At 41.7% G+C, this 12334-nt stretch carries 11 protein-coding genes; 4 read left to right on the plus strand and 7 right to left on the minus strand.

Annotated features, from left to right (window positions below; all coding sequences use genetic code 11):
- Window positions 1-16 precede the first annotated feature (16 nt).
- The 4 genes from N480_RS12610 to N480_RS12620 all read right to left on the minus strand — a co-directional run bounded on the left by N480_RS12610 (window position 17) and on the right by N480_RS12620 (window position 3787).
- Window positions 17-2719 carry a hybrid sensor histidine kinase/response regulator gene (locus N480_RS12610; RefSeq protein ID WP_063372857.1) on the minus strand — a complete coding sequence of 901 codons (2703 nt, stop codon included), beginning with the start codon at window positions 2717-2719 and terminating at the stop codon, window positions 17-19.
- Window positions 2720-2883: 164 nt separating this feature from the next.
- Window positions 2884-3102, minus strand: a complete 219-nt coding sequence (locus N480_RS12615) for a hypothetical protein (RefSeq protein ID WP_063372858.1) — start codon at window positions 3100-3102, stop codon at window positions 2884-2886.
- Window positions 3103-3273, minus strand: a complete 171-nt coding sequence (locus N480_RS25360) for a hypothetical protein (protein WP_155732841.1) — start codon at window positions 3271-3273, stop codon at window positions 3103-3105. It abuts the gene before it with no gap.
- Between the two features lie 124 nt (window positions 3274-3397).
- Window positions 3398-3787, minus strand: coding sequence for a DUF3224 domain-containing protein (locus N480_RS12620; RefSeq protein ID WP_063372859.1), 390 nt, complete (start codon window positions 3785-3787; stop codon window positions 3398-3400).
- Between the two features lie 102 nt (window positions 3788-3889).
- On the opposite strand from N480_RS12620, the gene N480_RS12625 reads away from it, so the two are divergent.
- Entirely contained in the window at window positions 3890-4687 is a 798-nt protein-coding gene (locus tag N480_RS12625; protein WP_063372860.1) for a helix-turn-helix transcriptional regulator, read from the plus strand.
- A 420-nt stretch (window positions 4688-5107) separates the two neighbouring features.
- Window positions 5108-7912: a methyl-accepting chemotaxis protein gene (locus N480_RS12630; protein WP_081231865.1), complete on the plus strand. Its 2805-nt coding sequence runs from the start codon at window positions 5108-5110 to the stop codon at window positions 7910-7912.
- Between the two features lie 155 nt (window positions 7913-8067).
- Here N480_RS12630 and N480_RS12635 read toward each other — a convergent pair whose 3' ends face one another.
- Both N480_RS12635 and N480_RS12640 read right to left on the minus strand, forming a co-directional pair.
- Window positions 8068-8667 (minus strand): hypothetical protein, encoded by a 600-nt coding sequence (locus N480_RS12635; RefSeq protein WP_063372861.1) that lies wholly within the window; start codon window positions 8665-8667, stop codon window positions 8068-8070.
- A gap of 79 nt (window positions 8668-8746) precedes the next feature.
- Complete coding sequence (locus N480_RS12640) at window positions 8747-9634, minus strand: LysR substrate-binding domain-containing protein (protein ID WP_063372862.1); 888 nt, start codon at window positions 9632-9634, stop codon at window positions 8747-8749.
- Window positions 9635-10050: 416 nt separating this feature from the next.
- Here N480_RS12640 and N480_RS12645 point away from each other — a divergent pair, with 416 nt between their 5' ends.
- On the plus strand, window positions 10051-10656 hold the full coding sequence (locus N480_RS12645) for an HAD family hydrolase (RefSeq protein WP_063372863.1): 606 nt from the start codon (window positions 10051-10053) through the stop codon (window positions 10654-10656).
- Between the two features lie 120 nt (window positions 10657-10776).
- Entirely contained in the window at window positions 10777-11502 is a 726-nt protein-coding gene (locus tag N480_RS12650) for a YebC/PmpR family DNA-binding transcriptional regulator (protein WP_063357996.1), read from the plus strand.
- Window positions 11503-11565: 63 nt separating this feature from the next.
- Here the strand turns inward: N480_RS12650 and N480_RS12655 are convergent, their stop codons facing one another.
- Complete coding sequence (locus N480_RS12655; RefSeq protein ID WP_081231866.1) at window positions 11566-12273, minus strand: TorF family putative porin; 708 nt, start codon at window positions 12271-12273, stop codon at window positions 11566-11568.
- Window positions 12274-12334: the final 61 nt, after the last annotated feature.

Genomic DNA, 12334 nt, shown 5'->3' on the forward strand with positions numbered 1-12334 from the left:
ATTACTCTCAAGTAAACTAAACATGCCGTTCATCCGCATATCCACCTAGTACTCCGTAAAGCGTATTTACATCAATGGGTTTGCCTATATGCGATACAAAGCCCTGAGACAAATATCTATTAACGTCTTCCACCATAACGTTCGCGGTTAACGCAATCACTGGCGTTGTGCCGTTGAGTGCTTTAATTTTCTGTTGAGCTTCAATGCCATCCATTTCTGGCATATGGATATCCATCAAGACTAAATCATATTGATCTTGCATAAAGGCTTCCACTGCCAGCTTACCATCTGCAACGAGTGTCAAATCTGCTTGAGTCGGTCTCAACATTGCTCGAATGAGCGTTTGATTAATCGCATTATCTTCAGCGATTAAAATCCTCTTACCAGTCAAGTTTGGCGCTGTAAGTGACTTTTGAATGGTTGGGATCGAGTTACTGTTAGCTTTCTCTAACGGCAATGTAACTACGATTTGAGTGCCTTGGCCAAAGTCACTAAATATCTTGATATCTCCTCGCATAATTTTAATCAAATTGATGGTTATCGACATACCTAATCCAGTCCCACCATATTTGCGTGTTGTCGATGAATCGGCTTGACTGAAACGCTCGAAAATACGCGCTTGTGTTTCTTGTGTCATACCTATGCCGGAGTCGAATATCTCAATCTTAACAGCTTGTTTTTGGTCTAACGATGTGCGGCTAAGAACCACTTTTACTTCACCCTTATTGGTAAATTTCACCGCATTTGAAGCAAGGTTGAGAACGATTTGTTTTACCCGAACAACATCTCCCATCCAGCCATCTTTAAAATCATCATCAATAATTGTGATAAAGTCGATATTTTTACTGCTGACCAGAGCATCGAGGTCATATTGAACTGACTCTAGCACTTTGCGTAATGAGAACGCATTGTGCTCCAAGGTGAGCTTGTTATCTTCGATTTTTGAGTAGTCCAATATATCGTTAATGATGGTCAGTAAACTCTTTGCAGAATAAGCGGCATTAGACAGTATCACTTTTGAATTTTCATCCAATGATATATTTTCTAATAACTGCAAGCCTCCAAGAATCGCATTCATAGGTGTGCGAATTTCATGGCTCATATTAGACAAAAAGTCCGATTTGGCTTTTGTAGCCAGCTCCGCTTTTTCTTTCGCTTCTTTGAGTGAATTTCGGATCTTAACATTTTGATCGATATTTGAGATCGATCCTGCCATCTCCTTTAAATCTCCTGCTTCGGTGTAGTATGGCGTACCTCGACCTCTAAACCACGCGTACTCCCCCTGTTTGTTGCGCACGCGATATTGGATCTCAAACGTTTGTCTGTCTGTAATAGCTTGGTTCACTTTATCTAGCGTTTTATCGACGTCATCAGGGTGCAACATGGTCTGGAACAACGCGAAAGTCGGTTCAAATTCTTGAGGCTCAAAGCCTAGCATTGTAAAAAAATTATCAGACCACTCGACCTTGTCCTTAATCGGGTCAACCCAATGCCAAAACCCATCCTGAGATCCTTCAGCCACCAGCTTTAACTTATTCACCGCTAACTTAAGCTCAGTTTCCTTGATGCGTAAGTCTGAAATATCTCGAAAAATAGACACAACAGCACCGGTGTAGCACTGAAAATATACAGTAGAAAATACACTATCAATACGCTCGTCGGCATAGGTCAACGACTCATAATCAAAACTTCCCCCATTACGGGCAATTTCCTTCATGCGAGCGGGTATGTCGGTCTCTGACAACGCAGGAAAAGCCTCCACTAGCGTTTTGCCAATAAAGGACGCATGCTCAAATCCTAAGATGCTTTCGGCAGCGCTATTAAACCCTTTAAACGCCAATTCTCCCGCTTCATTGAACTCCCATAAGTGATAGCCCATAGGCATGTTACTAACGACACTTTGGCTGTAGCGGATCTGGTTTTCCAACTCGCTTTGAACTCGCTTTAAATCGGTAATATCGGTACCACAGCCGATCATCATGCCATTAGAAAGTCTAAAATTAGCCCACAATTGCCGCCTTTCTTCCTTGCTTTTAATTTGCACGGGATACTCTCGAAACTTGCCTTCTGTGGCAGTAATATCGATAAACACTTGCTGACGAATTGCATCATCAGGATAAAAGTGTTGCATTAAATCTGGGGTGCTTGTTGCTTCTTCAAAACTGTAGCCAAGTTGATGCTCACAAGAGCGGTTCCATAACAGGCATTGTCCACTTTCGTCGAAAGAGTTCACCATAATAGGTAGCAAATCAACTAGCTCTTCGAATAACAGGTGTTGTTCTGAAGTCTTGTTTTCTTTACGCTTCTCTTCTGATATTACTGCTGACTGCTGTGAGGGCATTACTTCATAGCAAATGCCCAATAACGCAATCAAACCGTTATGTTCGTCAAACTCAGGTAGCGCGAGACAAGCCATCAATACAGCTGGTGCGTCCCTATCTTTGGCTAAGCGAAATTTAACATCAACCTCTTGACCTTTATTGACAGCCAAGAGAAATGCTTGTTGCACTACTTCTAAATCATCCTCATGACAGTGTGACACGATAAATTCTGGTGCTGTTGCGCCTGCGCGGGTGTTGATTAATTTGCTTTGCGATAGCCCAAACAGCTGTTCAACCGCATCATCCACCCGTACTTCACCACTTTGTAACTCCCACCTCCATTGCCCGCCCCCTAAAGACTTAGTAAGCAAAGAAAGCATATTTTGAGCATATTCCATGTGAACAACCAACTGTTTATAAAGGGATAAACAAAACTATAGATATGAAGTGTGGTTGAACACAGAGCAATAGTAAAGCAAATGGCGCTTCGTTTTTGCCGCCAATGCAATGCACTCTCGTCTGCGCTGATTCTTTTCCAATTTAATTCACTTTGTGGGGGAGCTCATTTGGTGTTTAGCTGAGATAAACACAGCTTAAATAACCAACAACAGCTATAGACTCCAGCGCAATAGACCAGCACGTAACTTTCATGAAAAAAGTGCTCTTTTAAGTTGCCAAACAACATCACCTGATAATCAACGGCAAATGCAATAAGTGCGCAAAGTGCCGCATAAGACATTGTTTTTCGATATACCCATGAACCAATCAAAGCAGTAAACATTTAAGGGACCCCTTGAGGATATAACACAGCGTAAAACTGTAGCCACAAACCAAAGCCAGGGGCAAATGGATAGATAATTGAGTCATAGTAATATGGGTGAGGCTTAGCTATGTACAACCCTATAAATGCACACACCAAAATAGCAAGGTGCTGCATTAAACAAATCAACATATGCACTCCAATGAAGCTATATAAATCACCCCATGTCACAAATGTGCAGAGTGGGCTCCGTGATAATCAGTCTAAAATAAACTATCTTTTCGAAGCGCTGCTCATCGAGCCCAACAAAACCAATTTAACTGCGTTTTTCGAGATAATACTCAGCTTTTCCACCTTCACCTGAGGTAAATTGCCCCTGCGCACCGACTATCGAGTGGTCAGGCTCACAGGCCACGACTTCAAACTCACTGCTGGCAACGCCTTGGCTAAATTTGCCCTTATGCGATAGGACCAAAATATGATTTTGCGCGCCCAATTCTGTTTGTATCAGTTCGATACCGCTGAACAGTGCATTACCTTCTCCGTCATAAACCATACTGTACTGAAGTTCACCAGCGCCTTTTATATCCCCTTGATAAACTTGTTTGACAATCGCGGTTGTCAGCTTCCCCCCAGTCAATACAACGTTTGACTCACGCGTTTGCTCTTGCCAATCTGCAATTTGAAACTCACCTTGCCACTTCATATTTCTCTCCGAGATGTTTTTACGTTTGAATTACATTAACATGGCGCCGTAAGGTGGTATTGTAAAAACGCGTCACACCTTACTAGATATTGGGACTAGATCATGGAAAAAAACAATCAGCTAATAAGCGGTGTGCTACATAAAGCGAAAGGTGAGCCGAATTATACTTTAAGACGTTACTTTCCATCGCCTCAACTGGCGAACCTTGTTGAACAATACTGGTTAGTCGATTGGGATTTACCAGTGGGCTCACAACACGTCCAAAAGAACTTGCCAGACCCAAATTGCCATTTGACTTTTTTACCAAATAAATGTGAATTCCTGGGCCCTGTTAGTAAAGTGTATGACTATACAATGCATGGACAAAACGGAATAATTGGCGTGAAATTTAAACTCGGTGCATTGACCCCCGTGCTACCAGAACCGATTGAATATTACATTGATACTGTTATTTCATTACCCAACTTTTTACACTGTGACTTAGCTTCTTTGTCTAAAACTTTAAGCCAAACAGACAATGATAAGGCTCGAGTCCATGCGCTTGAACAAGCCCTTGAACCGCTGTGTGACTATGTGAAAGTGCACCATGTTCAACAGTTAACAGCGTTAGTTGAACAAATAAAAAATAATGACGATATATGCACTGTCGAAGATCTCGCGCAGCAAAGCGGAGTGTCTAAACGCACTTTGCAACGGCAGTTCAAAAAAAACATCGGCCTTTCACCAAAGTATTTGATCCGTAAATATCGATTGCATAATGCGCTCGCACTAATAGAGCAGCAGCCTAACGACATACACCATTTGGTAAACAAATTAGATTACGTAGATCAAGCTCACCTGATCAAAGACTTTAAGAATATCCTTGGCATGACACCAGGTGCGTACATTGACGATATCTAAGCTTTATATTCAGCTCACATTTATAAATGTATTCAAGCTTATACAAAGGAACCGCTGTGGTTACAAAATACAACAAGGCATCACACCCCTTTGCATGAGATAGGATGATTGCAACATGCAATAATTCTATACTTTTCCACGTTGAGTAAGCGCATACCAAGTTACCTCGTTATGTAACTCAAGCAGGTTTCGATGCATTTGTTTAACATGTTGATTTCCCCATGTCTTTTTAAGACTTTTTTGCGCGCAGCTACTGCGCGCTTTTTTTTTTGTTTAGTCTAACCCCTATATTTTATTTCATTCCTTATTTTGCTGTTTTTTCCTAATTATCAAAATAACTTAAGACTCTATTCGACTGGCACAACGCGCAATATCAACTATATTTTTGCTTACATCTAATTCGTAATGACTCGGTGGCATATGATCTTTTCATCAAGGACAGAACGTCTTAAAAGACAAACAATTCAATCGAAATACGACCTTATATTTAATAACCAGCCTATATTGACGTTAAGTGAAGATGGCATGATCAAGGAAGTCAGTGAGGCACTCCTTGAAAAGTTAGGCTACCAACGCCATGAGTTAATCAATAAGCCATACAAAACAATACTCAAAACAACGCTAAGCTTTGCAAACCACGGAATCGAAAACAGTGCTTCAGACGAAGTGATGGCAATCAGTAAAAATAAACAGTCGCTGTGGTTCCAATCGCACCTTCTCCACTCCTTTGAGCAGCCCCACAATAGCGGGGTGCATGATGTAACTTCAGTGTTGGTGCTTCACGACATAACAAATTACAAACAGGAAAATTCAGACTTTGAGGGGAAAATAGACGCAATTGACAGGTCGCAAGCGGTCATTGAATTTAATATGGACGGCACAATCATTCATGCCAATGGTAACTTTCTCAAAGTCATGGGGTATGAGCTGTCTGAAATAGTCGGTCAACACCACAGTATGTTTGCTGAGCCTGACTATGCACGTAGTAAAGAATATAAATGCTTTTGGCAGAGTTTGAACCAAGGTGAATTTAGTACTGGCGAGTACAAACGCCTAGGAAAAGGCGGCAAAGAGATTTGGATCCATGCATCCTATAATCCCATATTCAACGCGCAAGGCCAGCCTTATAAAGTCGTTAAATATGCTTCAGACATAACGCCAAGCAAGTTGCAGGCAGCTGATTTTCAAGGTCAATTGCAAGCTATTAGCAAGTCACAGGCAGTGATTGAATTTAACATGGATGGCACCATCATAAATGCCAATGAAAACTTTCTACTCACTTTGGGGTACACATTAAGCGAAATAGTAGGGCAGCACCACAGCATGTTTGCCGAACCTGATTACGCAGCGAGCAACGAATATAAAGATTTTTGGGCAGATCTTAACGCCGGTAACTTTAAGTCGGGTGAGTTTTTACGTCGAGGAAAGAACGGTAAAGAAGTATGGATACAGGCATCTTATAACCCTATTTTAGATTTAAATGGTAAGCCGTTTAAAGTGGTTAAATATGCCTCTGACATCACAGCCCAGAAAGCGCAAGCGGCGAACTACGAGGGGCAGCTTCAGGCAATTAGCAAATCTCAGGCGATCATTGAATTCAATATGGATGGCACGATTATCACCGCCAATGAGAACTTTTTGCAAACCACAGGATACACACTCGCAGAGATCCAAGGTCAACACCACAGTATGTTCGCTGAGCCTGATTATGCGAACAGTCAAGCCTACGCGGACTTTTGGCACCAATTAAACCAGGGCAAGTTTGATTCTGGTGAATATCAACGCATAGGTAAAAATGGCAAAAAAATATGGATCCAAGCAACTTACAATCCGATCTTTGACGCTCGTGGTAAGCCATTTAAAGTCGTAAAGTTTGCAACCGATATTACAACTCAAAAACAGCAAGGAGCCGACTTTGCAGGTCAGCTTGCCGCTATCCATAAATCGCAAGCCGTTATCGAGTTTAATATGGACGGCACCATTATCGATGCCAACGAAAACTTCCTAGCGACAACAGGCTATACACTTGATGAAATCAGAGGCAAACACCACAAGATGTTTGCCCTGCCTGAATACGCCAATAGCGTTGAGTATCAGCAGTTTTGGCAACATTTAAACCAAGGCCAATTTGACAGTGGGGAATACCAGCGACTGGGTAAAGGCGGTAAAGAAATTTGGATTCAGGCTTCTTACAACCCTATTTTCGACTCTGATGGCACGCCCTTTAAAGTTGTAAAGTATGCAACGGATATTACCAATAGAAAACACGCCATCTTAAGCATTAAATCGGCCATTATGGCGCTCGCAGAGGGTCAATTGAACCATGGAATTGACGATGATTTGGGTGATGAGTTCAATATCTTAAAAGATGCCATGAATGGTCTTATGAACAACCTAAATAGTATGGTACTTGAAATCACACAGGCTTCTAATCAAGTTTACCAAGGTGCACAAAGCATCGCTTCTGGCAATGAGCAATTAAACAGGCGGACAGAGAACCAAGGTGCTAGTTTTGAAGAAACAGCCTCAACCATGGAACAATTAACAACAACCGTGCAACAAAATGCCAAAAGTGCCAAGGATGTTTCTCTACATGCCGAAGAGGTCATGAAGAAAGCGCAGCAAGGTGGTGAAACCGTTTCAAGTGCGGTTAACGCGATGAGTGATATAGAGGCATGTAGTAGCAGCATTTCAGACATTATTGGTGTCATCGATGAAATCGCTTTTCAGACCAATTTATTGGCCCTCAATGCGTCCGTCGAGGCTGCGAGAGCTGGAGAAGCGGGTAGAGGCTTTGCGGTTGTGGCAAGTGAAGTTCGCAATTTAGCACAACGCAGCGCTTCTGCTGCCAAAGAGATTAAAGGGCTTATTCAGGATAGCTCCGAGGCCGTTTCCAAGGGCAGTTTGCTGGTGGCCGCGTCAGGCGACACGTTTAAGCAACTTGTAACAGTTGTTCAAGAAGTAAACTTGATGATTTCAGAGATCACCGAAGCAAGCCAAGAGCAATCTGATGGTGTTGCAGCGGTTTCATCCACCATTGCGCAAATGGACAATGAAACACAGCAAAATATTCACCTGGTTGAGCAATCAACCCATGCAAGTCAGGTGATGATCCAGCAAGCTCAGCACCTGTTACAACAAGTATCAAACTTTAAGACAAGTTCAAAGCAAGAACTGTTGCTTGCCCCTGAGTCAAAAGGTGCGCTTAGATTAAACGTTGGGTGACTTAGACAAGAATGCCGAGCGATACTTTTGCAGTTGCATTGCGCCACAGTCTTGCTCATACATAGCAAAAGTGCCGCTTGTTATAGGTGTGGTTAATTAACATACAGAACAGCAACCCATCAATCACATGGATGCAGGGCCATATTCATAGAAGGTTATGGCCCTGCATCAATTTCATCTTCTTTAAGATCAAGTAAAACTTCGAGTTCAATTAAGGTTATCTCTCCTTGTTGATACCTTCTTTCTTGTTCCAAAATGTACAATACATATGACGTGCTTTTAATAAATTGCTCTGGCATGATGCTTTTTGCTCTTTTCATCACGATTAACCGCTCGCTCAATTCAGTCAGGGACTCTTGGGAAAGGTTTTTAATGAATATATGCTGAGACATCAACGCGTCTAAATATTCAGGATATACCAGTGGGTTTTTGTCAAAGAATGTAGTTTTTACTTCTTTACTGACGCCATCACTAAAACGTTCTTGGTAATGATCGAGTAATAAAATGCTGTAATCTTGGCTTTCTTTAACGACAGCTTCTGCCGCATAAAGGAGCTTAATTAAATCCTCTCGCTCTTTCTCATTCGCATCATAGTTACTGATTGCTATCGCCAGTAATACACCAATTAAGGTTGCGACTAGCGTTAAAACAAAGTTACTTGCTAACTCATTACGTTGGGTAAACTGCTTGAGCTTAGGGATAAATAATATGCTGCTGCAAAATATCAAAACCACAGTTGTAACTAGGTAAATCATATTGTTTGTTCTTATTATTTTTTAATCACGTTGGCTAATTTACTCAAAAACTATGCGATAAACCAGCTCAATTGAACAGTCAAGTACTTGCAAGTTCGTCCCGCAACCAAGTATTGAATGCTTTAATTCGTAGCACGCGAGGTGATTCCAAATCATACATAAGGCGATATTGTGTGCCAGGTTCAAGCCCGTGTGCATAGGGCTGAACTAGCATACCTTGCTCTATATAATGAGCCGCTTGTTTAGCCGAGCCTAAACAAACACCATGACCGGCCAGCACAGCACTCATGGCGACATCGATATTGTTGACCTGCAAAATCTGACAATGACTGGTATCTGGATCAATGGATAAACGCTCAAACCACTCAGGCCAATACTCTTTTGCAGCATAGTCTATCAACCAACAGCGCTTTAAGCTGCTAGGGTCATGTGTATCCAGCTGTTTTGCCACGCTGGGAGAGCATAAAGGCACAATAGGGTCGTCAAACAAAACTTCGCAATGATACTCGGGATATGGCGTTCTGCCATAGCGAATGGCGACGTCTACTTTGCCTAGGCGCAGATCTTCAGTCTCTTTAGAAGTAAGTACTTTCAACGTAATATCAGGGTAGGCCAGTGCAAACTTCCACATTCTAGGCACAAGTACCAAAGAAGCAAATGACTGTGTTGTTGTAATCGTAAGCTCACCAGCGAGAGGCTCACTTTGAATTTTTTTAAGTCCTTCAATAATGCTATTAAACCCCGAGCAAATAGCCTCATGCAGTACAGCACCTTGCTGAGTAACATGCATGCTTCGACCTTTACGATAAAATAGTTTGCACCCTAATTGCCCCTCAAGCTTGCGAATTTGTTGGCTTATCGCAGCCTGTGTAACATGGAGTTCTTCAGCCGCTTTACTATAGCTTTTCAGTCTCGCAGCCGCTTCAACCATTCGCAGCCCAGAAACATTAACCAACTCTTTATACATAACCTCTACTTATGGAACAGTTAAATTTATATCGTTCGAGTTACCCTGCTTTATATCACATAATTATTGTCTCAGCATTAAGTGAGGGTTAAAAATGGAACATAAAAAAACTGATAAAAATACAGATAAAATCAAAAAGCCACGACTACAATGGATGGAAGTAATGGGTCGAAAACTAAATTTAAGCTATATGAACACTTACAAATAAGATAACTTCAAATTATATATATGAACAACAGTAATCAATTAAGGACAAACTCACACTTTAAGCTTTTTAAGGTCAGCATTTTGACAAAATGGTAGGGCCAGTAACGATTCGAACAATTTTTAACTGTGATCTTTGCAACCTGATTTCGCGTACTCTATGTTTAAAGCAGACACTGTAGTCTTGCTATGGAATAAGAGGTAAGAAGCGCATGATCAAAGGAATTATATTCGACTTGGATGGCACACTCGTCACTTCTAGTTTAGATTTTGCGATGATGAAAGCGCAGCTAGGGTGCCAAAGAGAAGATGATCTACTAAAGTTTGTCGACTCCCTACCATCTCCATACATGCGTGAAGAAGCCATGGCACTCATACACCAACACGAACTACATGATGCCAACCAATGCACCTTCATACCCGGTGCCCAACAAGCAGTTGAGACACTTTATAATCAAGGGTTCAAACTGGCGATTGTGACGCGAAATTTCACGAAGGCTGCTCAAATTAAACTTCAGCGCTGTAATATGCCCATTGATATTTTAGTGACTAGAGATGATGCCCCGGCCAAACCAGATCCGTCAGCGCTGCAAGGTATTGCGCAGCAGTGGGGTTTGCCAAGTGAAGAGTGTGTGTATGTAGGGGATTACTTATACGACATTCAGGCTGCGCATAACGCTAACATGATGTCTTGCCTTTTCGTTCAGCAAGAAATGCCTGAGTACGCGCGCTTTGCAGACTGTATTTTATCAGAGTGGAGCCAATTTCCCGCATTGATTGAGCAAATTAACGTAAAAGCACTGCATCAGCTGGCCTGAACAGACCAAATTAACACTTAATCTTGAAGATAGCCCACCTCAAACCCAATAGGGTATGGCCCAAAGCCTTTAGTCTTGCTAGAATCTTGGCCATTAAAATTTCAAATAACGAGAATTAAGATGGGTAGAGCATTTGAAGTCCGCAAAAACGCCATGGCAAAAACGGCAGCGGCAAAAACCAAGGTCAATTCTAAATACGGTAAAGAGATCTACGTTATAGCAAAAAATGGCGGTGCAGATCCTGAAACAAACCTATCCCTTCGCCGCTTGATTGAAAAAGCTAAAAAAGATCAAGTTCCAGCACACGTTATTGAAAAAGCAATCGAAAAAGCAGCTGGTGGCGCAGGTGAAGATTACTCACCAGCACGTTATGAAGGTTATGGACCAGGTAACTGCATGGTTATCGTTGACTGCCTAACAGATAACCCTAACCGTACAATCAAAGACGTACGTTTACCTTTCACCAAAACAGATTCAAAGATTGGTAGCCCTGGTTGTGTTGCACATATGTTTGACCACTTCGCCATTTTAGGTTTTGCCGGAGATGATGACGAAGCCGTACTAGAAGCACTGATGATGGCTGACGTTGACGTCACAGACGTAGAAGTTGAAGACGGTAAAGTGTCAGTATTTGCACCAAATACTGAGTACTTCAAAGCAAAAACAGCACTGACTGAAGCGTTTGAAGGCATTACGTTTGAAGTGGACGAAATCACTTGGATCCCACAAACACACGTTGAAATCGAGAATGAAGACGACGTAGCGAACTTTGAAAAGTTCATGACGATGCTAGAAGACTGTGATGATGTGCAAAACGTTTATCACAACGCAATCGTTAAAAAGTAATTACTCGTATTACTATAAAAAAGCCAGCTGATGCTGGCTTTTTTTATGACCTATAAATATTCATTACAGGTCAAATGTTCGAGAAACTGAAAACGCAATTCGCTCATCAGATGTATCAGAATCAATTGACGTGTCTTGCGCGGCAATCTCAATATCGAAGTTTGAAATACTGGTAGAATACGCTAGCTCATAATAGTGATAAGAGGTATCACTGCCATCCCAGCTAAATTTGTCACCATCTAAAGAGTTTGAAACGGTATAACTAACCGTGATGTCGTGATTTTCTGCAATTGAAAAAGCATGGGAAAGAGACGTAATCGTATGACCTGCCTCTGTACCTGCATAATCCCAACTATAGAAAAAGTTAAAGCTCGTTTGACCCAAAGCATTGTCGTAGCCAAATTTCGTATACGCCTCTGGGTAGTTTAAATCACTGGAATCATCACCCCCGTAATAGCTGTAGTAGGCTATCCCAACATCCAAGCTCCAAGTGCTACTTAAGTCAAAAGTACGTCCGAAATAGATATCAACTTCAACATCAGTGCCATCACTAAAATCAACGTTTGATGCCCAAGATCCTGCGTACCAGTTTGTTTTTGTGTCGCTGTAATCTAGACTCGCTTGAATTGCAAAATCATTTTCTGTCTGACTAATACCGTTAAATGTATAGTCTGATGCGCCTGAAATAGTACTAGACCAATCAGCCATTGCCAAATTGGATACCAGCGCAATAGGAAGAACACAAAGGGGAGTTCGCAGATTTTTTATCATATTATTTATCTCAATGAACGTGAGTATATTACTACCACGATATTTCACTGTGATTTAGAGG

It is taken from the genome of Pseudoalteromonas luteoviolacea S2607, assembly GCF_001625575.1.
Lineage (GTDB): Bacteria > Pseudomonadota > Gammaproteobacteria > Enterobacterales > Alteromonadaceae > Pseudoalteromonas > Pseudoalteromonas luteoviolacea_E.